Genomic DNA, 25,647 nt, shown 5'->3' on the forward strand with positions numbered 1-25,647 from the left:
ACGCGTTGCTATTCTTATGGTCGCCGTATTGAGGACGAAGGGCCGCGCCAGTACGGCGCGGCCCTTTTTGTGTTTTGGATCAGGAGGTCAGGCCGAACTTGTAAAGCTGCGGCAGGTCCGCGATGTGCTTTTCGACGCCGACCATGTTGTCGCGATGGTGGCGCATTGCAGTCCGCCAGTACGGCTGAATGACAACACCTTCGTCGATCATGATCGCCTGCAGCTTCGCCATTACCTCGCGGCGCATGTCGACATCAGCGAGCGAGTTTGCCTCGGCCAGCAGCTTGTCGAACTCTTCATTGGCAAAGCCGGATTCGTTCCACGCAACACCCGACTTGTAAGCCAGCGCCAGAACCTGAGTGCCCAGCGGGCGGTGGTTCCAGTTGGTCGAGGAATACGGGTACTTTGTCCAGTCATTCCAGAAGGTCGAGCCCGGCAGAACTGTGTGCTTGGCCTTAATTCCCGCGTCGTTCAGCTGAGCGACAACCGCCGCAGTGGTATTCCGGCGCCAGTCATCGTCGATGGACTGCACTTCATGTTCGAAATCACCCATGCCCGCTTCGTCCATGAGCGCTTTCGCGCCAGCCGGATCGTAGGGCAGGCGGGTCACAGCCGAGTCATGCTCGGGGTGCATCGGGCCCACATGGCAGTTGTCGGCAGGAATGCCGTAGCCGGACATGCCAAGTTCAAGGCAGACATTGTTGTCCACGGCCATGGCAAGGGCCTGACGGACTCGCTTGTCGCCGTAAATCTTGTTGCCGTCCGCATCTTCAGCCAACTGGTTCGGGCGGATGACGATGGTAAAGCCCGACGGGATTTCCGAGCGGACAAGGCCGATACCGTCAAAGATGTCGACGAATTCACCGACCGACTCCCAGTTCATGTCGATCTCTTCGGCCTCATAAGCGGCCAGGAAGGCGGCAGGGTCGGTGCCGTAGTCGATGAATTCGATACGGTCGATGTAACCGCCTTTGCCCGCTTCATAGCCCCACCAGTCGAAGCCCTCGTTGCGGACCAGAACGCCCTTCACGCCAACCTCGTGGCTTTCGGGGATCATGAAGCCCGTGCCCACCGGGTTCGACAGCATGTCATTTGCGTCAAAGCTGCTATGGACGATAGCACCCGGATAGTCCGCCATGCCGGGGATGATGGTGATGTCAGGCGCGTTGCACTTCAGTTTGACGGTGTGTGAATCGACCACGGTAATAGCGCCGTCAGCGGCTTTCTGGGTGCTCTCATCGATCAGCGACGCCATACGCGAGGCCATCGAGTTGCCTTCCAGCGACGCATCGCACCAGCCTTCGATGTTGCGTGCCACATCTTCTGCAGTGAAATCGTCACCGTTGTTCCACTTGACGCCTTTGCGGACGTTTAGCGTGTATTCGGTGGCGTCATCATTGGCTTCCCAGCTTTCCAGCAACATAGGCTTGAACGTACCGTCGTTGTTGTACTCGACAAGGTACTCCAGCCAGCCCGCCGTGAAGGTCGCAATCTGCGTCCAGTCATAGGTGCGCGGGTCTTTCAGAGCGCGGACTTCCATCTGATACCGGATGGTGCCGCCTTGCTGCGGTTCAGCTGCGGCTGCGGGTGATTGCAGACCGATCATGCCGTAGGCGACCGGAGCGGCAACGCCCAGTGCGGTGACGCGGGCCAGAAACTCGCGGCGGCTCAGAGTGCCGTCGCGGTATTCCTGGGCGTGCATCTCTGCGGCCCAGTGTACCGACGTTCCCTTTGATGTATGGATGGTCATGAATGTCTCTCCCTGTGACATATTTGTTTTTTATGTTGAATGGACGAACCTAGCTGGCGCTTTTCAGGCCAAGGCAAAGGTCGGAGGGTTCGGTTTTTTGAACATTGGAATTCCCCATGTCGGTATTCGGCAACAGAATCCGAGGAACGTCAATGTTCGAATGCGTCATGAAGAGCAAAAAAACGACATGTCTGGGCGGTTGTTGCGCGCTATTCGCCCAGTGTTTCTTATCGATTCCCCTTGTGAGGCCTGACGCCAACTCAAGGCAACCAAACGCCATTTGTTCTAGGAATATTGGCTCATTTCGATGGGTGGCCAGTTTAGACTAAGGGAATCAACCGCGTTTCGTATCAGTTTGATAAATCGAGGTGATTCCACGCCTTCATTCGTGCGCGAAACCATGTGCGCTGACGTTTGGCAAACTGACGGGTCGAGATCGTGGCCCGTTCGCGCGCTTGCTCCAATGTCATTGTGCCATCCAGATAGGCTATGAGTTCCGGCACCCCGATGGCCTTGCAGGCGGGCAGCGACGTGTCATAGCGGTCGCGCATGGCCTCAACCTCGTCCAGAGCGCCGCTCTCCAACATGTGATCGAACCGCCGGGTGATACGGTCCAGCAGCCATGATTTGTCGACGTCAAAGACAATGGGCACCGCGTCCTGCAGGGCCAGCACAGGCGGCGGAGTGTCGTCTTGCCAGGATGCAAGGCTGCGCCCGGTTGCCTGCTCAACCTCCCACGCGCGCTGAACGCGGGCGCGATTGTTGGTGTCCAACCGGGAAAGGGTTTCAGCATCCACGCCAGCCATCAACTGGGCCATATCCATCTGATCGGCATCCTGACGCACATGCGGGGGTGTCGGCGGTATCTCGGCCATTCCTTCTGTAAGAGCAGTGAAATACAGCCCGGTGCCACCGACGATGATCGGGCGCTGGCTGTCCGACAACAGCGGTGTGACCTCACGCAGCCAGTGGCCGGTGGAATACTCCTGATCAAAGGCGACATGACCATAGAGGCGATGCGGGGCGCGGGATTCCTCATCCGGCGAGGGGCGGGCCGAGATCACCTGCCAGCAGTCGTAAACCTGACTGGCATCGGCGTTGACGATCACCCCTCCGAACCTTTCGGCAATGCGCAGCGCCAGCTCGGATTTGCCCGAGGCTGTGGGGCCAGCGATCAGAACCGGCTTGCCCTCTGGTATCTCGGGGATCCGGTCCCAAATCGATGCGGTGGGGTGATTGGTCATGGTCCCTCAGTATCCGCATTGAACCTGCGGTCGTTTTGCTTCATTTTGCGCCGGAAAATAAACCCGTGCCAGCCCGGAGCGCAATATGAGCCTGACCTCGTCCCCCGACACCCAAAAACCCAAATATGATCGCGTGATGCTGAAGATTTCCGGCGAGGCGTTGATGGGTGATCAGGGATTCGGCCTGCATCCGCCCACCGTCCAGCGCATCGCGCAGGAGGTGAAATCGGTCCACGATCTGGGTGTCGAGATCTGCATGGTGATCGGGGGTGGCAATATCTTCCGCGGCCTCAGCGGCTCGGCCCAGGGGATGGAGCGGACCACGGCGGATTATATGGGGATGCTGGCGACCGTGATGAACGCGCTCGGGATGCAGTCGGCGTTGGAAGAGATCGGGGTATTTACCCGCGTGATCTCGGCCATCCGTATGGATGAGGTCTGCGAGCCGTATATCCGCCGCCGCGCCGTGCGGCACCTTGAAAAGAAACGGGTTTGTATCTTTGCTGCAGGTACGGGCAACCCGTATTTTACCACCGATACAGCCGCCACCCTGCGCGCGAATGAGATGGCTTGCCAGGCAATCTTCATGGGCAAAAACGGTGTGGACGGGGTGTATGACAAGGACCCGAAAGAACATGCCGATGCGGTTCGCTATGACACGGTGTCCTATGACGACGTACTGGCCAAACGGCTACGGGTCATGGATGCCTCCGCAATTGCACTGGCACGTGACAACAACTTGCCGCTGATCGTGTTTGGTCTGGATGAACCGGGTGGTTTCCGGGGCATTCTGGCCGGTGAGGGGACCTATACCAAGGTTGAAGGCTGAGGCGCGCACTTAGCTATTACTGTTCTCCACTCATCGAAAGGCTTGGCCATGACTGCGTTGGATATTGATTTCGTTCGGGCTCAGTTTCCGGCCTTTGCCGAACCCAGCCTTCAGGGGCAGGCCTTTTTCGAGAACGCGGGCGGGTCGTACACCTGCCAGCCAGTGATCGACCGGCTGACGCGGTTTTACACTCAACGTAAGGTGCAGCCCTATGCGCCCTACGAGGCCAGCCGCCTTGCGGGGGCCGAAATGGATGAAGCCCGCGCCCGGATGGCCGCTATTCTGGGGGTTGAGACTGACGAATTGAGTTTTGGCCCGTCGACCACCCAGAACACCTATGTTCTTGCGCAGGCTTTCCGGCAATGGATGAGCCCCGGCGAAGCGATCATTGTCACCAATCAGGATCATGAGGCCAATTCCGGCCCGTGGAGACGCCTTGTCGAAGCCGGGATCGAAGTACGCGAGTGGAAAATTGATCCCGAAACGGGATCGCTGAACCCGCAGGAACTGGAAAACCTGCTGGATGAAAAAACTCGGCTGGTCTGCTTCCCGCATTGCTCGAACGTGGTGGGTGAGATCAACCCGGTGACCGAGATCACCGCCATTGCCCATGCCGCAGGTGCTTTTGTGTGCGTGGACGGCGTGTCCTACGCGCCGCACGGGTTTCCGAATGTGGGTGATCTGGGGCCGGATATCTATCTGTTTTCAGCCTACAAAACCTACGGCCCGCATCAAGGTTGCATGGTCATCCGGCGCGCTCTGGGTGAGTTGCTGCCCAATCAGGCGCACTATTTCAACAGCGATACTCTGTACAAACGGTTCACCCCGGCAGGGCCGGACCATGCGCAAATCGCTGCCAGCGCGGGGATGGCGGATTACATCTCGCTGCTCAGTACCCACCATGGCGGCCCAACTTATGGTGCTGCCGCGCAAGGCGCTTTCGCCCATGACCTGATGCGCAATCACGAGGTCGCGCTGCTGCAACCGGTGATGGATACCGTCAAAAACCGAAACGCAGTTCGACTGCTTGGCCCGTCCGAGGCAACACGGCGCGCGCCAACCGTTGCCTTGGCTTTGGGTCGGTCGGCTGTTGCTGTGGCGGCTGAGCTGGCAGAGTATGGCGTCATGGCCGGCGGCGGTGATTTCTATGCCGTACGCGCATTGCAAGCAATGGGGGTCGATCCGGATCAAGGCGTATTGCGGGTCAGCTTCACGCACTACACCTCCCAACAGGAAATTGATCAGTTATTGAATGCACTTGACCGGGTTTTGTGATCCAGTTTTCGATATGCTCCGTAGTGGAAAGAAAACGGCGGGGCGAATATGGAAGACGGGCAACCTCCGATCATTTTGTGGTTCAGGCGTGACCTGCGGCTAAGCGATCATCCGGCGCTTGCCGCGGCACTCGCGACGGGGCGTCCTGTTGTGCCGGTTTTCCTGTGCGATGATCTGGTGCAAACCCTCGGCGCGGCCCCGAAATGGCGGCTTGGGCTGGGGCTTGAGGTCTTTGAACGCGCGCTTAACGACATTGGCAGCCGTCTGATCCTGCGACAGGGCGAAGCGTTGGCACAGTTGCAGCTGCTGATCTCTGAAACCGGCGCGACGGACGTATATTGGTCGCGCGCCTACGATCCCGCCTCAATTGCGCGGGACACTAAGATCAAATCGGCGCTGAAAGAGCAGGGGATCGAGGCTAAATCCTTTGCCGGTCACCTTCTGTTCGAACCCTGGACGGTTTCGACCAAGGCTGGTCAGCCGTTTCGCGTTTTCACCCCGATGTGGCGTGCCGTGCAGGGGCGCGAAGTCCCTCCGCCCGAGGCCGAGCCGACCCGGCTAACCGCCCCCGCGCACTGGCCCGCGTCGGACGATTTGGCGACCTGGCACCTTGGCGCGGCGATGAACCGAGGGGCGGCGGTCGTCAGACCCTATGTGCAACCGGGCGAACAAGCGGCGCTTGATCATCTGGAGGGGTTCCTGAACCGGGTCGCAGACTACGGCGCTGACCGTGACAGACTGGATCTGGACGGGACATCCAACCTGTCCGAATACCTCTCATTGGGTGAAATCGGTCCGCGTACCGCCTGGCATCGCGTGCAACGTGCGGCTTTCGAAGGAATCCAAGGCACGGGTTCATTTCTACGACAGCTTGTCTGGCGCGAGTTCGCCTATCATCTGATGTACCACACGCCTCAGCTTGTGTCGGGCAACTGGAAGCCAGAATGGGACGCTTTTCCGTGGAACGAGGCCCGAGATGCGCCCGAGGTGCAGGCTTGGCTGCAAGCCAGAACCGGCATACCGGTTGTGGATGCGGGTCTGCGGCAGATGTATGTGACTGGGCGGATGCACAATCGTGCCCGGATGATTGTGGCAAGTTACCTGACGAAGCATCTGATGACCCATTGGAAAATCGGGATGAAATGGTTCGAGGATTGCCTGATCGACTGGGACCCGGCCTGCAATGCGATGGGCTGGCAATGGGTCGCGGGGTCCGGCCCGGATGCGTCTCCATTCTTCCGCATTTTCAATCCCGTTACACAGCAGGAAAAATTCGACCCCAAGGGGGCGTATATAAAGCAATGGATCGCAGAAGGCAGGCCGAACCCGTCCGAGACGGCCTTGTCCTACTTTGAAGCCACGCCCCGGTCCTGGGGTTTGAACCCCAAGTTGGATTACCCGCCACCGGTGGTCGAACTGCCGACAGGGCGAGCCCGTGCGCTGGCCGCGTATGAACTCCGAAAAAACCAGTAAGGAACTGAAAACTTGCCACAAACACAATTGCGTCCTAGCCTGCATCAACGACCGCAGAGGGGAGAGCGGATGATCTTGACAACGACCGAAGGCCAGAAAGGTCTGCCCAGATATTTCGCGCAGGTTTTCAAGATGCTGAGCAAAATGGAAGCCGGGCGCTTGGATATTACTTTGTCCGACGGCCGGACCTTCCGTGTTGAGGGCGCAAAGCCAGGCCCGGTTGCCGAGGTCACGATTCACGATCCCGACGTGTTCGCTCGCCTGATCCGGGAAGGTGAGCTTGGCTTCTCCGACGCTTATCTGGAAGGCCATTGGAGCACGCCTGATTTGCGCGCCTTCATGGATTTGGTCCATATGGGCAGTGAAACGGCCTATGATGGGTTCACAGGCAAGTTTCTCGTGCAGGCCTATGAGCGTCTTCGGTTTTGGCTGCATCGGAACAATCGTAAACAGGCCAAGAAAAATATCTCGTATCACTACGATCTGGGGAACGATTTTTACGCGCTCTGGCTTGACGAGACGATGACGTATTCCAGTGCCATTTTCGAGACAGGGCAGGAAAGCCTCGAGAAGGCGCAGACCGCCAAATACGCAAGCATGGTCGATGAGATGGGCGTCAAACCCGGCGATCACGTGCTAGAGATCGGCTGTGGCTGGGGTGGCTTCGCGGAATATGCCGCGAAAGAGCGTGGCCTGCGTGTAACGGGTCTGACCATCAGCCAAGAGCAGCTGAAGTTCGCGCAACAACGCATTGAGAAGGCTGGTATATCGGATCTGGTTGATCTGAAACTTCAAGACTATCGCGACGAACAAGGGCAATACGACGGCATTGCCTCGATCGAGATGTTTGAGGCCGTGGGACAGAAATATTGGCCTGTTTATTTCGATACTGTGCGGGATCGGTTGAAACCGGGGGCGCAGGCCACGTTGCAGATCATCACCGTGGGCGATCATCGTTGGGACTACTACAAGAACGGCGTTGATTTCATTCAGAAATACATCTTTCCAGGGGGGATGCTGCCATCGCCCACGATCTTGCGACAGCAGATTGATCAGGCGGGGCTTAGTGTTGTGCGCTCGAAGGAGTTCGGCAAGAGTTATGACCTGACCTTGCGGCGATGGTTTGATACGTTCAACGACAAATGGGACCAGATCTCGGAGATGGGATTTGATGAGCGTTTCCGCCGCATGTGGAATTATTATTTGACGGCTTGTGGCGCAGCCTTTGACACGGGCAATTGCGATGTGACACAGATCACCATAGCAAAGCCTAGTTAACGAACGGAAGTCATACATGCCCACCGCCAGTCGCCTTGTCGCCGCCGCTTGTCTTGTGGTGGTGGCGTTCATCGTGTCCAGCATGGTTATCGCAAACGGAGAAGAGGGGAAGGACTACGGGTATTTTACCGTGGTCAATATCGCCTTGGGTTGGATTTGCGGGTGGAAAATCATGGGCAAGCGCGCTGGCCGAGGCTGGACGGCGGGGATCAACAACGGCCTGACCGGCGTGGCCTCACTGGTGTTTTGGGGCCTTTTCGTTCAGGGCACCTATGAGATGTTCCGGCTGGCCATGCGCCACCGCTATGACGGTCCCTTCGAGGCGCTGATAGCCATCTTCAAGATTAGCGTCGAATTCGGCGAACAGTTGCTCGCGCCCGAAATCCTGATCACCTTGGGTGTTGGGGCCGTTGCCACCGGTTTGTTGACAGAAATAGCAAGCCGCCGCTGGCGCTGAATGTGAACGCTTAACGAAAGCCAGTCCTCTCGTGTCCGATTTGTTCTTCTATGGAACTCTGCGGCATGTGCCGCTGTTGGAGGCCGTTCTCGGGCGCTCGTCTTCTGAGCTGTCGCTGACATCTGCCATTCTGCCAAACCACATCGTTTCTGCGGTTCAGGGACAGGATTTCCCGATGATCCAAGAGGCAGATGGTGAACAGGCCGCAGGATTGTTTGTACAAGGTCTGTCGCAAGCGGATCTGGATCGACTGGCCTACTACGAGGGCGGGTTCGACTATGATCTGAGGCCGTTGACTGTAACGCTAGAGGATGGAACCGAAGCGCAGGCTCAGGTGTTTTTTCCCGAACCTACGGCCTGGGTGCCGGATGGCCCTTGGTCTCTGGACGCGTGGGTTGAACACCTCGGTGACGTCACCGCGCTCGCCGCCGAAGAGGAGATGGGCTATTTCGGGCGGGTTGCGCCGTCGGATATGGCGCGCAGCATGCCGGCGATTCAGACGCGGGCCTGGGCAAAACTCTTCGCGCGGCAGCGGCAAACGGGGGATGCGCGCGATGTATCCAAAGATGTGATCGTGCATCGCCATCACCGGGCCTATGTCAACTACTTCGCGATGGAAGAGATCGACCTGCAACACCGCCAGCATGACGGAACCATGGGGCCCGTTCTGCGCCGGGCCAGCCTGATGCAGGGCAGCGCCGTGGCCATTTTGCCCTACGATCCCGTGCGCGATACGGTTCTGCTGGTCGAACAATTCCGTCCGCCTGTTTTTTTGCTGGAAGACCCCGAACCCTGGCTGTGGGAGGCCGTGGCCGGAATGATCGACCCTGGCGAAACCCCTGAGCAGGCAGCCCATCGCGAGGGGATGGAAGAAGCAGGGATTACGTTCGACGCGTTGCACTATGCCGGTGGAGGCTATTCTTCCAGCGGCTCCTCGACGGGCTATCTGTATTTCTATGTGGGTCTGGCCTCGCTGACCGAGACGACAATGGCCGGAGGGTTGGAGACCGAGGGCGAAGATATCCGCTCTCAGATCCTTCCGTTTGAGACCTTCATAGACATGGTGGATCGCCATGTTTTCAAAGACTTGCAACTGTTGAACCTGGCCCATTGGCTGGCGCGCCATCGCGACCGCCTGCGCGGGTGACTATCGCGCTTGTGGTTGGCGCAGAGCGGCTGTAAATCTGCAGTGTTACGAAATGAAATGAGGGTGCCATGCGCATTGCACGAGATCTTGCCGACGCAGTCGGAAAAACGCCGCTGATCCGGTTGAAGCGCATCAGTGAAGAAACCGGGTGCGAGATCCTTGGCAAGGCGGAATTCATGAACCCCGGCCAGTCGGTCAAGGACCGCGCCGCGCTCTATATCATCCGCGACGCCGTTGCGCGGGGTGAGTTGAAGCCCGGTGGCACCATTGTGGAAGGCACCGCAGGCAATACCGGCATCGGTCTGGCTCTGGTCGGCGCGTCGATGGGCTTCAAAACGGTGATCGTGATCCCGGAAACCCAGTCTGAAGAGAAAAAAGACATGCTGCGGCTTGCGGGCGCGCAGTTGGTTCAGGTTCCGGCGGCACCGTATCGTAACCCCAACAACTTCGTTCACTACTCGCGCCGTCTGGCCGAGGAACTGGCGCAGACCGAGCCCAATGGTGCGATCTGGGCCAACCAGTTCGACAATGTCGCCAACCGTCAGGCCCATGTGGAAACTACCGGGCCAGAGATTTGGGAACAGACCGACGGTAAGGTTGACGGCTTTGTCTGCGCGGTCGGCTCGGGCGGAACGCTTGCAGGCGTGGCCGATGCGCTGCAACCCAAAGGCGTGAAGATCGGGCTGGTCGATCCGATGGGTGCGGGGCTGTATTCCTACTACACAACCGGCGAAATCGCGATGGAGGGTGGCTCGATCGCGGAAGGTATCGGACAGGTGCGGATCACCAAGAACCTTGAAGGATTCACACCGGACTACACCTATCAAGCGACCGACAATGAAGCGTTGCCGTACATCTTTGACCTGCTGCGTGAAGAAGGTCTGGTCATGGGCGGTTCGACCGCGATCAACATGGCTGGTGCGGTGCGTTTGGCCAAGGACCTTGGGCCGGGGCACACGATTGTAACCATCCTGTGTGACTACGGTACGCGTTACCAGTCCAAACTGTTCAATCCCGAGTTCCTGCGCGAAAAAGAACTGCCGGTACCGGATTGGATGACAGACGCCCCGCGCAAGATACCGGGCGTGTTCGAGGACGTCTGATGCTGCGACAGGTCCGCCTGTTTCTGGCCCTCGCTGCGCTGATCTTTGTCGGATTGGCGGGGGCGGCCTCGGCCCAGCTGACCGACCGGCAAAGCGAGTTCTACAAGGGCTGGCTCAGCACTGCGGACCGTGCCGAAAGTGTAGTTGCAGCTGACAGGGCTTCGGACGCCGCGATGGAGCAGTTGCGCTCTGAGATCGACGGCTATCGCAATACATTCAATACGGCCCGCAATGCCAATGCCGACCGCATCCAGACGCTGGAAAGCCAGGTCAACGCGCTGGGTCCCAAGCCCGAAGACGGGGTTACGGAACCGGAGGATATCGCGCAGCTCCGCGAGCATCTGGACCAACAGCTCAACACCCTGCGGGTGCCGCGGATCATCTCCGAAGAGGCCTTTAGTCGCGCTAACGGTCTGATCAGCGAAATTGACCGTATCCTGCGAGAACGTCAGAGAAAACAGTTTCTGGAACGTGGTCCATCGCCGCTGAACCTGTCGACATGGCCCGCCGCGTGGTCGGATATCCGCGAGGCCCTGCTGGGGCTGTTCAACGAGACATCGGCCAATTTGAGCTCGGCCGTCACCAAAGAACGCGTGCAGAATCAGGCCCCGGCGATTCTGGCCTTACTGGCCCTTGGCGTGATCCTGCTGGTCTACGGTCGCAAATGGTCCGAGCGTGGCGGCGACTACCTCCGCCGTTTCGGTGGCCGTGGGACCGGGGCCTGGACCTTTGTCATTTCCTTGCTGCGCATCATCCTGCCCTGGGTTGGCGTGGTGGCTCTGACGGCCGCGATTGACCTGACCGGAGTGCTTGGATTGCGCGGCACGCTTTTGCTGCAGCAAGTGCCATATTGGGCGGCGATCCTGTTCGTCTTTGACTGGGTCGGGCGGCAAGTCTACCTGATGGCCTCGGCGCAGAACTTCCGGCGCCTTTCGGCGGGACAGATCACCGAGATTCGCATCTATGTCGATATTCTGGCGGTGATGCTGATCCTGCATGACCTGATCGGCCTGTTTGAGAAGATCGAGAACATCGCGGATTCTACCCGCGCCGTTGTTATCTTTCCGGTTATTGTCGTCACCTCTCTTTTGCTGCTTCGGATCCGCCAGATCAGACGATCAGATCCACCAACCGAGGGCGGCGAGCCGCCCCGCGCCAGTGGATTTTCGCAGGTTGTCGAGGTTGTCCGGCGCATCGTGTTCATGCTGGGGGTCAGCGCGCCCATTTTGGCCTTGTTGGGCTACACCAACGCGGCCGAAGCGATTGTGTTTCCTGCAGTCAATACGCTGATCCTGATCGCCATTCTTGTGATCGTACAGCGCTTTATCAGCTCGCTTTACGGCTGGTTTACAGGGCAGGGGGACAACGCCCGCGATTCTCTGTTCGCGGTTCTGGTGGGGTTCTTCCTGGCCTTGGTTTCGATCCCTATCCTGGCCCTTTTCTGGGGCGCGCGCGAAGCGGATCTCAGTGAGATCTGGTCGCAGATCCTGCAAGGATTCAGCTTGGGCGGGGTCACAATCTCTCCGTCCAACTTCCTGACTTTTGTTGCCGTGTTTGCCATCGGTTATGGCCTGACACGACTGCTACAGGGGGGCTTGCGCAATTCGCTGCTGCCCAAGACGAGCATTGATCCAGGCGGGCAAAACGCGATCGTGTCGGGCACTGGATACGTCGGCATTTTCCTTGCCGCGTTGGTTGCGATCACAGTGGCCGGCTTTGACCTCTCATCGCTGGCGATTGTCGCCGGTGCCCTGTCCGTCGGGATCGGTTTTGGTCTGCAGACCATCGTTTCAAATTTCGTTTCGGGGATCATTCTTCTGGTCGAGAGGCCGATCTCGAAAGGGGATTGGATCGATGTGAACGGAATGATGGGCTATGTCCGCGATATCTCGGTCCGATCCACGCGGATTGAGACGTTTGACCGGACGGATGTCATTGTTCCGAACTCGGATCTGATCAGCGGCGTGGTCACCAACTATACCCGAGGCAACACGATTGGCCGGGTGATCGTGCCTGTGGGCGTGGCATACGGAACCGACACGCGCAAGGTCGAGGCTATTCTAGGCGAGATCGCGAATTCTCATCCCATGGTCTTGGCGAACCCAGCCCCCAGCGTCGTGTTTCAGGGCTTTGGCGCGGATTCGCTGGACTTTGAAATTCGGGGTATTCTGCGCGACGTCAATTGGGTTCTGTCGGTCAAGTCCGATATGAACCACGAAATCAATCGCCGGTTCGTGGAAGAGGGGATCGAGATCCCGTTCGCACAACGCGACGTTTGGCTTCGCAATCCAGAGGCTCTGCGCTCTGAAGCACAAGACCCAACCGCGACAGCCTCGGAGCAACGAGCACCCAGCACCGAACCCGCAGCCATGACCGAGGGAGATCTGGACGGCGACGGAGGCGACGAAGTCTGACCTTTGCTCGCGTAGGGAATGGTCCGCAAACTAATGTGCAAACGGGTGTGAATTCACGGAATTGGGGCCTTGCAAATCCTTTTGCATTGCGTCACATATCGCGCTCACGGAGAGGTGGCCGAGTGGTCGAAGGCGCACGCCTGGAAAGTGTGTAGGCGGGAAACCGTCTCCAGGGTTCGAATCCCTGTCTCTCCGCCACAATCCCCCCGATCAGTCTATGTCGCACCTAGATATGAGCGTTCTGTGTGGCGAGATCTGGTTGCATTGTATCAGTTCCATGACAGCCATATAGTGCCGGTCGACGCGAATTTTCTGCACAGAACAGACGGACGAACATGATAGACCTGACCGGGCGGGTGCCTCTGCGTACAAGCCAGAATTATGAAATCTTCCAGCACCCAGAAATGGATGGCGCCCTGCTGAAAGTCCGCGTGGATGAGCCGAAGCGAAACCACCTCATCCCGCGCTATGCGGAATGGCGATACGGTAATTTGCGACAGTGGAACCGCGAGGCAAACGAATACCTTGCGGCGCTGCACCGCGGCTGCCCCGAGATCAAGCGTCTTGCGAAGTTCATGGGCTATGCACCAACTTCGCGGGGGCCTGCAATCGTGGTGGAAAAAATGACCGGCCCGGATGGGGATCTCGCGCCGTCCCTGCATGCCGAGATGGTTGCTGCGAATGGTGACCCAGATGTGCTTCAGAAGCTGCGGGGCGACTTGCTGGAGTTGCTGGATGATCTGGAGCGCGGACGCATCATCGTTGGTGACATGGGGATCGGAAACATCGTGCGCGCGCAGGAGCGTGGTGGCAGACTAGTTGTCATTGACGGGTTGGGTGAGAGGGTCCTGTTGCCTCTGACACTGTTCAGCGATTGGGCGTTTCGCAAATCCATGGCGCGGCGGCGTGCGCGCATGGCGAGTTAGTTACGTCAGAATGGACCGATTTGAGCATTGGCCGCCGTCTTGTATTTGCTTTATGTCTGGCGATGTTAGGTGCAAGACAGCCCAAATTGGCGGAGGTGCTAAGTGAAACTCTCAACCCCAAATTTCCCGGCCCCAACTGATGCCGAGGACCGCAAGGCCATCCGCCCTGTTATCTGCTACCCGCCAGAGACTCTGCCCAGCCCCGATCTGGATGGGCTGACTCGCTTGCGAGGTGCGTCCGTGAAAACTGCCGAGGTCACCGCTGCGCCGCGAGACGCCTCCTGTATTGACGTGCCAGCCGGTGCTTTCTTCCGCATCACATCCGTCGAAGGCGCGCAGGTTGGCGATCTGAACCTGTGGAACAAACACGATCTGACTGAACGGTTCTACTCCGGTAAAACCCGCGCCCTGCACGGAACGCATCTTTCGACCGGAGACCGCATGTGGTCGAGTTTCCCAAATATGCGGCCAATGGCGACGATCACGGCTGATACGCTGGACTGGTACGGCTTTGACGCCTTTGGGGGCTCCGTTCATGACGTGATCGGCACCCGCTGCGACCCGTATACCGGACGGTTGCTGTCGGGGGATGATTACCACTATTGCTGTCATTCGAACCTGACCCGAGCCTTGGCGCAGCATTGCGATCTGCCTCTGCACGAGGCGGAGACCCATGTGCATGACGTTCTGAATGTCTTCATGTGTACCGGGTTCACGTGCGATACCGGCCAGTATTTTATGAAGGCCAGCCCGGTGCGTCCGGGTGACTATCTTGAATTCCACGCCGAGATCGACCTGATCGTCGGCCTCTCAGCCTGTCCGGGTGGGGACTGCTCCTCTGAGCATTCCTCGGACACCGCTGCATGCTATCCGTTGCTGATCGAGGTCTTCGATCCGGGCGAGGCCGTGCGGCAGTCGCATGTTCAGCCCAGTGTTTCGGCCTATGACCGGTCGCATGGCGCATAGAAGGCAGCGAAAGGAAAACGCGTGACGCAAGCGGACAAGCAGCTGGAGACAGCTGTATTCTACATAAACCTTGACCGGGTTCCCGAACGCCGCGCGTTTATGGAGGCGCAGTTCGCAAAAGCTGGCGTGACCGACCCGATCCGTTTCAGCGCGGTTGATGCGCGTCAGGCGGATGCTTTGGAGGGGAATGGGTATGTGCCGGGCGTTGGCTCTCGCTGGGGTTTGAAACAAAGCGAGATCGCCTGTTTTGAGAGTCATCGCGCCGTCTGGCAGCAAGTGGTGGATCAAGACCTGAAGGCGGTGGCGATTTTCGAAGATGATGTCGAGATGTCGTCTCGACTGGGGCAGGTGATTGACAGCCTTGCACAGAATGCGGACAGGTTCGATTTTGCCAAGATGGACTACTCGCCGCGCAGCCTGCGCTTTGGAGCGGAGGCGGAGATAGGCGGCGTCACAGTTCGCCCAATGCTGGAAATGGCCCCAAGTGCCGCGGCCTATGTTCTGTCGCAGGAAGGGTGTCGCAAACTGCTGGCATGGTCTCAGCAGTATTCCGACCATCTGGATGATTTCGTATCGATCCCCCGGCCAGACTGGCGAATGTTCCAGGCCTTCCCGGCCGTGGGTGTGCAGATGATCTGGTCGAAGCAACAGCACGATCTTGAACAGGTCAAGACCAGTGAGCGGGAAGGGGATCAATCCACCAATACCAGCTTGGACAAAGGCCCGTTCTGGTTCCGCGCGCGACGTGAGCTATTGGCAGCAAAACGCAAGCTTGGTTGGCGCTTTGGAGGTCAGAAGAAACTGCTCGATCAGGGTGGGTTTGTTGGGTTCATTCCGGTTGACACGGACCTTCGGGTCTGACGCCTGTTTCGACCCGCGCAGAGGTAAACCGGCGCCTAAGACCTCAAGTTTTCAAAAGCATTAACAAAAATACCAATTTGATATAAGCTTGTGACGTTATTTCTAGTTATTGACTGGGTGTTGGGGTGTCACAAACGCTTTACGAGAAATACGGCGGCTTCAAAACCATCAGCCGTGTGGTGATGAGTTTCTACGAAATAGCGCTTGAGTCCGACGAGATCGGGCATTTCTTTGAAGATATCGACATGCCGCGCCTGATTGACCATCAGACCAAGTTTGTCTCGTCTTTGGTTGGTGGTCCTGCGGCGTTCAGCGACGATAGGATCGAAGCCGTTCATCGGCACCTAGGCATTTCACATGATCATTTCGATGTCATGGCAGAGCTATTCGGCGAAGCGCTCGAGATGCATGGCATGTCCGAGCGCGATATCAAAACGGCCCTTGGCGCGATTGAAGGCAAACGCTCGATCATCGTCAGCCGTGACGCGGCATGAGCATCCTTGCCATCAACGAACAACTTCTGCGGGCCATCGGCGTTGGTGTTGCCGTTGTGCGGGCCTCGGATCTGAAATTCGTCTTTCATAACAGCCCCTTCGCCGAATGGTTTGGCAAGCCTGAGAAAAAGCAGTCTCTGTTGGATATCTTGCCGGATCTCGACATCAAAGAGCTGGAGGACGTCAAGCAATCCGGCCTGCGGTATTCGGTCGAGCTTCAGATCAAACCCAAGCGCCGGACGCTGATCTTTGCGGTCACCGTCTCACTGGCCAGTGGGTTGTCGGAACAGGTGCTGATCGTGGAATGCCAGAATATCACGCGCATTCGCGAGCTTGAGAGCATGATCGATAGCTACTCGACCATGGTCGAGCGCAACACGCGCGAACTGGAGCGCGAGAAAGAGCGGGTTGAACGTCTTCTGCTGAACGTGATGCCCCGCGCGGTGTATGAAGAGTTCAAGACGTTTGGCGTCGTGACCCCTCAGCTGTTCGACGAAGTCTCGGTGGTGATGTTGGATTTCGTCGGGTTCACGGATTTTGCTGCCAAAACCGACCCGACGGTCACCTTGAGCGAGTTGAATGATATCTTCACGGCCTTCGACCGGATCGTCGAGCAATACGGTTGCGAGCGGATCAAAACGATTGGGGACGCCTATCTGGCCGTCTCTGGCATGCCGGATGCGACGCCCGACCATGCCACGGCGGTCGCCCATTGCGCAGTGCGCTTCCTGCGGTATCTCGAGCGGCGTAACGAAAGCCACCCGCACAAATGGCAGGCCCGGATCGGCTTGGGCATGGGGCCGGCTGTCGGGTCGGTCGTGGGCATTCAGAAATATGTGTATGACGTGTTTGGCCCAGCCGTGAACATCGCCGCGCGCCTGCAAGTCTTTGCAAACCCGATGAACATCGTCGCGCCGGAGGCGATGAAATATGCGTTAATCGACGAGTTTCAGGTCTCGGATCTGGGACGGGTCGAGATCAAGGGGATGGGGGAGATGGATCTGATCAACGTCTCGTCAGGCCTCAGCGCTAATCAGGGAAGCCGATTGTTCTGAGGATCAGTCATCCTGCGGCACCAGACCCAGCCCGCGCAGGTAAATCCCAATCCCGCTTTCGAGAAGGTCCTCGGGCGAAAAGGGCGAGGTCGCACCGGTCGCGTTACGCGCATAGAGTTCGACCACACCGTGACTCATTGCCCAAATATGGGCCGAGAACATGGACGCGGGAGGCCGCTTTTCCGGTGGGATATGTTGCGACAGGTCCGCAGCTGCCTTCTCCAGAACCGTTTTGGCCCGGTTTGACGCTAACGACAGCTCGGGCGTGCGGTTCGGGGAAATCCCACTTTCGAACATGGCGATGTAGTGGCCGGGATGCTTGCGGGCAAAGGCCAGATAGGCGCGCCCGGTGGCCTCAAACGCGGCCAAAGCGGATGGCTGGCCCTCGTCATAGGCATATTGCATCAGGTCGGCGAACATCTCAAACCCTTGGCGGGCAGCTTCGGCGATCAGGTCCTCACGCCCGTGATAGTGCCGGTAGACAGCAGCCGGAGTCACCCCGGCGGTCTTGGCGGCCTCGGACAGGGTAAAACCGGTGGGGCCTTTCTCTTCGATCAACGACAGCGCGGCCTCGATCAAGGCCTGCTTCAGGTTTCCGTGGTGATACCCGCGCTTCGTCATTCCGGCCTCAGGTTATTGGTTTTTCACGTGTTCGGATGCCAAGAGATAGTCCAATTTCAGCCAATGGTCCAACGCCCAGGCGATCAATTCTTGGCCACCCTTCTATTTACGTCAGGACTCCCAAACATCCGGTCCACCGCAGATATTCGGATCATTCTCGCCGATGGCTTTTTCGTCTTTTTCATCGTAATCCAAAGCCAGCAGCACCGTTCGGATCGCTGCAAGGCGCGCGCGTTTCTTGTCGTCAGACCGCACGATGGTCCAAGGACAGTTTTCCGAATGTGATCGGGTCAGAGTTTCAGAAATCGACTGAGTGTATTCATCCCATTTTTCCAATCCGGCGATATCGATTGGGCTGAGTTTCCACTGTTTGAGCGGATCCGTCTCACGCGCCAAAAAGCGGTTCAGCTGTTCCGCCCGGCCGACATTCAGCCAGAACTTGAACAGACTTATCCCGTCGTTCACGAACCCGGTTTCCAGCGGCAACACCTGACGGAAGAACCGTTCGCGTTCCTCCTGATTACAGAACCCAAAGACGTTTTCTACGACACCTCGATTGTACCAGCTGCGGTCGAAAAACACGATCTCACCGGCCGAGGGAAGGTGCTGGATGTAGCGTTGGAAATACCACTGGCTGCGCTCGGAATCCGAGGGCTTACTGAGCGCGACATTCCGCGCTCCGCGTGGGTTCAGGTTCTCGCGGAACCGCTTGATGGTGCCACCTTTTCCCGCCGCATCTCTGCCTTCAAAGATGATCGCGACCCGTTGGCCGGTTTCTTTGACCCAGGATTGCATTTTAACCAGTTCGATTTGCAGCGCCTCGATCTGCGTCTCATATTCCTTGGTCTTCATTTTTTCGGCGTAAGGATAGCTCGGGTTCAGGATGTCGCCCTTGTTTGCCTTTTCGATCATTTTGCGCACGTCGCCGGGCGCTTTCTTTTGAAAGTACTGTTCGATGGAACCTTTTTCTGACCGGGCCATGCGCTACCTCGCGATAAAATCCATATCTTACTATGAATTAGGTGCTGGCCTAACGCAAACCCGCCCGTTGCGCGGCGCGGTCGATGGCGGCGGCGACTTCATCGGCTGCAACGACCTGGGGCATATGGCCGATGCCCGGCAGTTCGATCAGCTCGGCACCGGGGATCTGTTCGATCAAGCGGGTCGAATGCCAATCCAGCTTGACCGTCGTGTCTGCCGTGCCGTGAATGATTTCGGTGGGTACAGAGATCTCACCGTATCGGGGCTGCAGACGCTCAACCTCTTCCAGCAGCCGAACCCGTTGTTTTGCGTTGGCATGCATCGAGGCGCGGCGCATTGTCAGGGCGGGGCCGAAATGCTCGGCATAGCCTTCGGGCGCAGTTTGTGGCGCGAATACCTTGTCGAGGGCGGTTTCGACATAAGATTCCGGCACGTAAGAGGTGATCAGGGGCAGGGCAAGCGCATTGCCAAGCCCGGTCGCGGCCAATCGGTTGAAATTGTCCAGCGGCGTCTCCCACGGGATCGCGGCCGGAGCGATCAGCACAAGGGCCGAGAGATTGTTGGGACGGGTTACGGCCCAGGCCAGCGCCACCGACCCTCCAAGGCTTTGTCCCGCGACGATGGGTTTCTCTGCGCCAAGTTGGGCGGCTGCACGCTGCAGAATATCCGCCTGCTCTTGAATGGTTTCACCATCGGGATTGAAGCTGTCCGAATAGCCAAGGCCGGGACGGTCAAACACGATCACGCGGTAGTTTTCGGCCAGAATAGGGGCCAAGGCGAAGGTCATGTCGCGGGTATTGCCGCTGGAGCCATGGATCAAGACCACGTCAGGGCCATCCCCCATGACAACCGCATGCACGGCAATCCCATCCACATCGAGTATCTGACCTTCGGGCGGAAACACCTGCTCGGCGCGGGCCTCGCTCTGGGCGGCGCGCCACAGGGTAAACGCTGCAAAGCCGATCAGGCCCAGCGTCAGGAGTATCCAGATCTTAGCGGCCAATTTCACTCATATCAAAGGGGGTGGACTGATAGATTTCATTGATCCAGTTACCATAGAGCAGATGCGCATGGCTGCGCCACCGGTTCTGCGGCACCTGTGTCGGATCGTCATCCGGATAATAATTCATTGGCACATTGATCGGTGTGCCATTGGCGATGTCCCGATCATATTCCTGCTTCAACGTATCGCTGTCATATTCGAAATGGTTGAAGATATAGAGCGCACGATGCGCCGGGTCCTCGACAAGGCAAGGACCTGCTTCATCGCTGCCAAGCAACGTGACAAGGCCGTCCGCGGCGTCAATCTCGGCCTGCTTCATCTCGGTCCAGCGGCTGACGGGAATAACGCAATCATCCGAGAATCCCCGCAAAAACGGAGACGACGGGAGCAGATTCCGATGCCGGAAACAGCCAAAGGCCTTGGCGTCCAGCATGTGTTTTTTCACGCCGTGGAAGTGATTGATCATCGCCATGCCGCCCCAGCAGACCCCGAAGGTGGAATGGACGTTGGTCTGGGTCCACTCAAACACCTCTCGGAGTTCTTCCCAATAGGTGACATCATCGAATTCCAGATGCTCGATCGGCGCACCGGTGATGATCAGGCCGTCGAACTTCTGGTCCTTCACGACCTTGAACGGCTGATAGAACTCGGCCATATGCGCAGCGGCGGTGTTCTTGGTCCGATGCTCGGTCATGCGGATCAGAGACAGGTCAATCTGCAGCGGAGTTGCCCCGATCAGACGCGCGAACTGGTTCTCGGTCTGGATCTTCTTGGGCATCAGGTTCAGCAGCCCGATCCGCAGGGGGCGAATATCCTGACGCATTGCCTGATCCGCAGCCATGACCATGACGCCTTCCTGGGTCAGGACGTCAAAGGCGGGCAGTTCGGATGGGATTTTGATCGGCATCGGGTCAGACTTCTGAATAGGTTAGGAGGAGGTAGTTAGGCGCGATCGCGCCCGGTCTCAAGGGTGCGTTCGATCAACTCATCGAAATCGGCCGCATCGCGCACTTCTCCGATGTCTTTGGCCGTTATCGTAACGCCCCAGTTTTTCGCCATCGCTTCGTATCGGGGCTGACGATGGGCAAGCGCCTGAGCGTAGGTCCATCGGATGAACGCGTCCGGGTTCACGTCAGCCTCAGAACAGCCGTTTTGATCCAGATATTCGGTCCAGACGCGGGTCAGGAATTCAGCCTGATAGGACATCGGCTTTGGGGCCTTGTCAAAGCGTCGGACCAGCTCGGCCGTGTGGTCTTCATCACCCTGCAGCCAGATCATCAGCGCCTGTTTTGATAGCTCAGACATCAGTTGATCCGCTGGGTCATCCGGGTCGACCCACTCGCAAATCGACCCGCCGGTGTCGCAGATGAAATGCGGATAGCCATAGAGACGCTCTGCCCGGTCCACGAAATATTCGGTGTCCAGAAGGGCGTGAATCTCGGCCAGTCGGAATTGTTCCTGCCGACGGCGATACTCGGACATCTCCAAACCGCCAAGCGCCGGATTGCCGGGTTTGCCAAGGTAGGATGCAACAGGGGTCAGGTTCTCGAACGAGATGTTCGAGCCGATATAGATCGAATCCGACAACAGCAGGTCCCTCAGAAATGGGACTTTCATCGCCTCGGCCTTGGCGTTATCGGCAATGTATTCGCCCATGTAGCGGGTGCCGATCCGATAGTCGACGGAGTAGTGAAACCAGCCGCCGCTGTCCCGCAGGATGTTGGATACATAGGTCTTGCCAAGCCCCGACATGCCGAAAAACAGCACCTTCTTGCGTGCAGCCCCACGCCAATCTCTTGCCGAGCTGTAGATCATCTTGCGCTGTCCCTTGTTTTTGCCTTTGCTAAATCGGGCAGGCGGCGGCGTCAATCGCGTGGGGCGGCTCGGTTGAGGATCAATAGTCCCGCGGCCAGCACGGCAAAGCCTATATAGGCGCGAGGATCCAGTGCCTCGTCTCGCAGCAAAGCGCCCAAAACGATTGCGACAGGTGGGATGATGAGGGTCACGAGCAATAGATTGCCACTGCCCGCCATCGAAAGGACCCGGTAGTAGAGAAGATATGCACCCGCCGTCGCGATCAGGGAATAATACGCGATTGCCGCCCATGTGACCGCGGGCAGGCTGAGGCTTGGGATGCCGTCCGTCATAAGGGCAATCGGGATCATGAACAGGGTCGAGCCGGTCAGCATCCCGGCGGCGGCGACAATCGGCGGGAGGGAGCTTAGATGTTTGCGCGCCCAAACGCCGGCAAATGCGTAGGAGATAGTGCCCGCGAGGATGGCAAGTTGAGCTGTGTTTTGCAGGCTGAAGCTGGTGAGGTTGCCGACCCCGATCGCGATTGAAACGCCAAAAAAGCCCAGTCCAGCGCCGAGAAGGCGCGGTGATGTCAACCTCTCGTCGGAAAAGAAGAGGGCAGCAACGAGAACGCCGAAGATAGCCGTTGCCGCGTTCAAAATCGCCGTAAGGCCTGTGTCAATGTATAACTGCCCCCACGCCATCAGCGAGAACGGAATCACGTTGTTGAGCAGTCCCATGACCAGAAAACCCAACCAGAGGCGAGGTGAGCTCGGGACGCTCAGACCCCTGAGCCAAACCACCAACCACAAGGCCAGCATTGCCCAGAATGTTCGATGCAGCACCGAGGTCATCACTGGTATCGTGTCCAGCGCAATCCGAATTGAAACGAATGAAGCACCCCAGATGATGCCCAGCAACGAAAGCTCAGCCCATGCGCGGGGGGATAGGTGTTTTTGGTGTTCCATGAACAGGTTGTGGCAGCTTTGAGTTCATGCGGCGACCCGAAAGATGCGGAAACAAAAGACCCCACCGAAACGGCGGGGTCTGTTTGGTTTTTGTGTGGGGCGATTAGTCCAGAGCGTAGGTGATCTGGAAGCCGACGCTCCAAGCGCTGTTGCCGGTGAAGTCAGCAGTCACACCACCAGCGCCATCTGCGGTAGCATCCCCAATATCAGTGTATCGAACACCAGCTGAGATTTTGGCTTTTTCAAGCGAGTATGTCCCGCCGACCCCAATGCTCCAAAAACCATCAGTCGGTCCCAAATTGGAAACTGGTTCGCCTTCGTCAGTCTCGTAGCCGAGAGTTACAGCACCAGAAAATTCTTCCGAAAATTGGTAGCCCAGTCCCAGCGTGTACGTGTAAGTGGCGTTGTCGTAGTCTACGAGCGGCGAAGTCGGAGGGTAGTTTGGCGGATTGTAGACCAGTTGCGGCCAGTCAACCCAGCGAATCGAGCCAAACAACAGAGTCTTTGGGGCCACGCCGGTTTGAAAATCCAAGTTTACAGATTGAGGTGTTTCAATCTCTGACGAGGATTCAACCGCTGTTCCGCCGATGGTTTCAGTCTGGGAAAGATCGTGGGAAATCTTTGAGTTGTAAGTCAGTGCCACCCGCGCAGCAATCTCAGGCTTTTCCCACGCAACGCCAACAACATAGCCGAAATCAATCTCGGCATCAGTACTGACAGTGTAGTTACCTGCGATGGGTACTCCAACATTTGCCTCTACCCGTTGTGCCCTGACCCCGCCAATAGCACTGAAACCGTTGTCGAACTTGTATCGAAACAAAGCGGTTATTGCGTCAGTGTCCGCTGTCGCTCTCAATACGTCGTTCGCTGTACCACCCTGAGATAGCGGGTAATCAGGCGAGTACGCGATATCTGCACCAAACGGCTGGTCATACATAATCGCGAAATCAAGCTGATCGGTCAGCGACGTTTTGTACCCCAAGTGAGGGGTAAAGAAGTCATTTGCGACGTTTCCGGAGTCTATCGGCTCCAACGACCCGAATATGTTTGGCATTGTTCCGCTGACGCTCGGGTCCGTGTACCCGAGACGAAATTGCACAACCGATCCTTCTTCGAAAATCAGGTTGATCCCCTGACCGCTGCGGTCCAGACCGCCAGCGTAGCCAGCCGTTGCCCCCACGCAAACTGCGCACGCTGATAGTAGCGCTTTCTTCATGTATTCCTCCCTTACTGTCCCTCGAAGGCCTGTATTGCATCTGTGTGAGTGTAAGATGCTGACCCGCTCGTTAATGATGCCCGATACTGGCTTGGTGACAGTTTTATCGTCAACTAGTGACCGTGCGTTACTTCTTGTGAGTGTCAGCGCGAACTGTTGCTAAACTGTTACGATTTTCGGACCAAACATTTAGAAAGATACCTGAAAAGATCACGGCTGCTCCGAGCAGCGTCCAATGATCCAGTGGTTCATGGTAAAGAAGCATACCGACGACTGCGATCGTCGGCAGGCGGGCAAAGTCGAATGGTACCACCACGGTCGCGGGGGCGATTGCCAGTGCGTTTGTGATACAGAAATGCGCCAGAAGACCGGCCAAACCAACCAGCAACAAAAAGGGTGCCGTTTGCAGCGTTGGCAAAGCGATTTGCTGGTCTATCCCTGCCGCTATCGTGCCCAGAACAGCTTGCATCACGGTTAGCCAGAATACGATACAACCGATGCTGGCATGACGCGTGAGTTGTTTCGTCGTGATCGTTGTAAATGCAAAGAAAATCGCACTTCCAGCCGCCATGACAATACCCAGAGATAGGCTTGAGGTTCCGGGTCTTGTCACCATCAGAACACCGGCAAACGCAATCAGTGCAGAGGTCATGCGGATCGCGGTCAGGCGCTCTTTTAGCAGAAGCGGAGAGAGCAGGATTACCCAGATCGGCTGGGTGAATTCAAGCGCGAAAACCTGTGCCAGAGGAGCCACTCCGACCGCATAGAACCAGAGGTTTTGGCCGGTGAAATGGAACGTGTTGCGGATCGCGTGCAAACCAAGACGCTCGGTCGTGACCTGATGCCATTTGCGGGTCGCCGTCAGTACCAGCGCCACGATGATCACGCCGACAAAACTGCGATACATCATGATCTCGAACGTATCGTGATGCAGGCTCAGCTCTCGCCCGGCGACGGCCATTGAGGAAAATGAGGCAATAGCGCCGGTCATCCACAGGGCGGCTTTCCCAATCGAGCCAGACGCTTCCCTCAATCTCTTTCCTTCTATTTACGACGGACATCTTAGGCTTTTGTGGCGAGGGCGTAGATGGACTGATAGTCCCTTTCGGCAAGATCAAGCTCTGGATCGAACCCCCGTTTTTCGACAGTTTCGAAACCGCCTTTCTTGAGGATAGCCAATAGGTTTTCCTGATCAAACATATACTTATGTTCGTCGTTCATGTAAGCAATGTAGTTTATCTGATCCATGTTGGACCCTGTTGAGACGACGGCAGGCTGAAACTGACCTTCTTTGGGCTCAAACTCCCGGTTCTCCATGTAGGCCTCGATGAAGAGGCGGAAATTGGGAACGCAGACCGAGAAAGTACCTCCGGATTTCAGAACGCGGTGGCATTCGGGAATGAACGTGCAGAGATCTTTGTAGCTCAGGTGTTCCAGGAAGTGAGACGCATAGAGCGCAGAAACTGAGTTGTCTGGAAGCGGGATGCCATTGCGCAAATCATAGCGAAAGTCGCAGGGCGCGGTATCTACGGTTGTCCAACCATTTGTTCCGTTTTTCTCTCCGGAACCCAATTCCAGTTTGATGTCTCTTTGTTGCTTTAAGGCCCGCCATTGCTTCCAGGACGCAATTGTCTTGCCGATCCTAGGCTTATTCCAGGAAATCATGCGCGTTGTTATCCGAAAACTCTGCGAATACTGGGAGTCGGAATTTGACATTTTTAGCAACCATTTCATTGTTCTAGCGGCGCGTCGCGAATCCCGCGACTGACCACTTGATTTATATGTTTACGTA

Annotated in this window: 24 protein-coding genes and 1 tRNA gene; 14 read left to right on the top strand and 11 right to left on the bottom strand. The window is 57.4% G+C overall.

Annotation, left to right across the window (positions count from 1 at the left end; genetic code table 11):
- Positions 1–79: 79 nt before the first annotated feature.
- Entirely contained in the window at positions 80–1,750 is a 1,671-nt protein-coding gene (locus J7394_RS02275; RefSeq protein ID WP_209250631.1) for an ABC transporter substrate-binding protein, read from the bottom strand.
- Between the two features lie 350 nt (positions 1,751–2,100).
- A complete protein-coding gene (gene miaA / locus J7394_RS02280; protein ID WP_209250633.1) occupies positions 2,101–2,994 on the bottom strand; it encodes a tRNA (adenosine(37)-N6)-dimethylallyltransferase MiaA in 894 nt (297 codons plus the stop codon).
- Between the two features lie 85 nt (positions 2,995–3,079).
- On the opposite strand from miaA, the gene pyrH reads away from it, so the two are divergent.
- The 14 genes from pyrH (at position 3,080) to J7394_RS02350 (ending at position 17,272) form a co-directional block, all read left to right on the top strand.
- Positions 3,080–3,823: a UMP kinase gene (gene pyrH, locus J7394_RS02285; RefSeq protein ID WP_170458028.1), complete on the top strand. Its 744-nt coding sequence runs from the start codon at positions 3,080–3,082 to the stop codon at positions 3,821–3,823.
- A 48-nt stretch (positions 3,824–3,871) separates the two neighbouring features.
- On the top strand, positions 3,872–5,098 hold the full coding sequence (locus tag J7394_RS02290) for an aminotransferase class V-fold PLP-dependent enzyme (RefSeq protein WP_209250635.1): 1,227 nt from the start codon (positions 3,872–3,874) through the stop codon (positions 5,096–5,098).
- Between the two features lie 48 nt (positions 5,099–5,146).
- A complete protein-coding gene (locus J7394_RS02295) occupies positions 5,147–6,571 on the top strand; it encodes a deoxyribodipyrimidine photo-lyase (RefSeq protein ID WP_209250638.1) in 1,425 nt (474 codons plus the stop codon).
- Positions 6,572–6,640: 69 nt separating this feature from the next.
- Positions 6,641–7,849: a cyclopropane-fatty-acyl-phospholipid synthase family protein gene (locus J7394_RS02300; protein WP_209250640.1), complete on the top strand. Its 1,209-nt coding sequence runs from the start codon at positions 6,641–6,643 to the stop codon at positions 7,847–7,849.
- 16 nt (positions 7,850–7,865) lie between these two features.
- On the top strand, positions 7,866–8,306 hold the full coding sequence (locus J7394_RS02305) for a TrgA family protein (RefSeq protein WP_209250642.1): 441 nt from the start codon (positions 7,866–7,868) through the stop codon (positions 8,304–8,306).
- A gap of 31 nt (positions 8,307–8,337) precedes the next feature.
- Positions 8,338–9,453 (top strand): NUDIX domain-containing protein, encoded by a 1,116-nt coding sequence (locus J7394_RS02310; RefSeq protein ID WP_209250644.1) that lies wholly within the window; start codon positions 8,338–8,340, stop codon positions 9,451–9,453.
- Between the two features lie 68 nt (positions 9,454–9,521).
- Positions 9,522–10,556 carry a cysteine synthase A gene (locus J7394_RS02315; RefSeq protein ID WP_170478711.1) on the top strand — a complete coding sequence of 345 codons (1,035 nt, stop codon included), beginning with the start codon at positions 9,522–9,524 and terminating at the stop codon, positions 10,554–10,556.
- A complete protein-coding gene (locus tag J7394_RS02320) occupies positions 10,556–12,970 on the top strand; it encodes a DUF3772 domain-containing protein (RefSeq protein ID WP_209250646.1) in 2,415 nt (804 codons plus the stop codon). The genes J7394_RS02315 and J7394_RS02320 overlap by 1 nt, the downstream gene beginning before the upstream one ends.
- Before the next feature lie 108 nt (positions 12,971–13,078).
- Positions 13,079–13,168, top strand: a tRNA-Ser gene (locus tag J7394_RS02325).
- Positions 13,169–13,305: 137 nt separating this feature from the next.
- Entirely contained in the window at positions 13,306–13,896 is a 591-nt protein-coding gene (locus J7394_RS02330) for a YrbL family protein (protein ID WP_209250648.1), read from the top strand.
- A gap of 102 nt (positions 13,897–13,998) precedes the next feature.
- On the top strand, positions 13,999–14,862 hold the full coding sequence (locus J7394_RS02335) for a DUF1989 domain-containing protein (protein WP_209250651.1): 864 nt from the start codon (positions 13,999–14,001) through the stop codon (positions 14,860–14,862).
- A gap of 21 nt (positions 14,863–14,883) precedes the next feature.
- Positions 14,884–15,723, top strand: a complete 840-nt coding sequence (locus J7394_RS02340) for a glycosyltransferase family 25 protein (protein ID WP_209250653.1) — start codon at positions 14,884–14,886, stop codon at positions 15,721–15,723.
- Between the two features lie 125 nt (positions 15,724–15,848).
- Positions 15,849–16,217 carry a group 1 truncated hemoglobin gene (locus tag J7394_RS02345; RefSeq protein ID WP_170376778.1) on the top strand — a complete coding sequence of 123 codons (369 nt, stop codon included), beginning with the start codon at positions 15,849–15,851 and terminating at the stop codon, positions 16,215–16,217.
- Positions 16,214–17,272, top strand: coding sequence for an adenylate/guanylate cyclase domain-containing protein (locus J7394_RS02350; protein ID WP_209250654.1), 1,059 nt, complete (start codon positions 16,214–16,216; stop codon positions 17,270–17,272). The genes J7394_RS02345 and J7394_RS02350 overlap by 4 nt, the downstream gene beginning before the upstream one ends.
- A gap of 3 nt (positions 17,273–17,275) precedes the next feature.
- Here J7394_RS02350 and J7394_RS02355 read toward each other — a convergent pair whose 3' ends face one another.
- From J7394_RS02355 to J7394_RS02395, 9 genes are all read right to left on the bottom strand, one after another.
- A complete protein-coding gene (locus J7394_RS02355) occupies positions 17,276–17,893 on the bottom strand; it encodes a TetR/AcrR family transcriptional regulator (protein WP_170487400.1) in 618 nt (205 codons plus the stop codon).
- A gap of 111 nt (positions 17,894–18,004) precedes the next feature.
- Positions 18,005–18,874, bottom strand: coding sequence for a polyphosphate kinase 2 (gene ppk2 / locus J7394_RS02360; protein ID WP_209250655.1), 870 nt, complete (start codon positions 18,872–18,874; stop codon positions 18,005–18,007).
- A gap of 49 nt (positions 18,875–18,923) precedes the next feature.
- Complete coding sequence (locus tag J7394_RS02365) at positions 18,924–19,877, bottom strand: alpha/beta fold hydrolase (protein ID WP_209250656.1); 954 nt, start codon at positions 19,875–19,877, stop codon at positions 18,924–18,926.
- Positions 19,867–20,784: a homoserine O-succinyltransferase gene (metA, locus tag J7394_RS02370; RefSeq protein WP_209250657.1), complete on the bottom strand. Its 918-nt coding sequence runs from the start codon at positions 20,782–20,784 to the stop codon at positions 19,867–19,869. Before metA ends, J7394_RS02365 begins: the two co-directional genes overlap by 11 nt.
- Positions 20,785–20,819: 35 nt before the next feature.
- Positions 20,820–21,692: an ATPase gene (locus J7394_RS02375; RefSeq protein ID WP_209250658.1), complete on the bottom strand. Its 873-nt coding sequence runs from the start codon at positions 21,690–21,692 to the stop codon at positions 20,820–20,822.
- A 50-nt stretch (positions 21,693–21,742) separates the two neighbouring features.
- Positions 21,743–22,639 (bottom strand): DMT family transporter, encoded by an 897-nt coding sequence (locus J7394_RS02380; RefSeq protein ID WP_209250659.1) that lies wholly within the window; start codon positions 22,637–22,639, stop codon positions 21,743–21,745.
- A 103-nt stretch (positions 22,640–22,742) separates the two neighbouring features.
- Positions 22,743–23,855, bottom strand: a complete 1,113-nt coding sequence (locus J7394_RS02385; protein WP_209250661.1) for an OmpP1/FadL family transporter — start codon at positions 23,853–23,855, stop codon at positions 22,743–22,745.
- A 127-nt stretch (positions 23,856–23,982) separates the two neighbouring features.
- Positions 23,983–24,888 carry a DMT family transporter gene (locus J7394_RS02390; RefSeq protein ID WP_256439768.1) on the bottom strand — a complete coding sequence of 302 codons (906 nt, stop codon included), beginning with the start codon at positions 24,886–24,888 and terminating at the stop codon, positions 23,983–23,985.
- 29 nt (positions 24,889–24,917) lie between these two features.
- Positions 24,918–25,589 (bottom strand): methyltransferase domain-containing protein, encoded by a 672-nt coding sequence (locus tag J7394_RS02395; RefSeq protein WP_209250662.1) that lies wholly within the window; start codon positions 25,587–25,589, stop codon positions 24,918–24,920.
- Positions 25,590–25,647 lie beyond the last annotated feature (58 nt).

Source organism: Ruegeria sp. R13_0, from assembly GCF_017743995.1.
Taxonomy (GTDB): Bacteria; Pseudomonadota; Alphaproteobacteria; order Rhodobacterales; family Rhodobacteraceae; genus Ruegeria.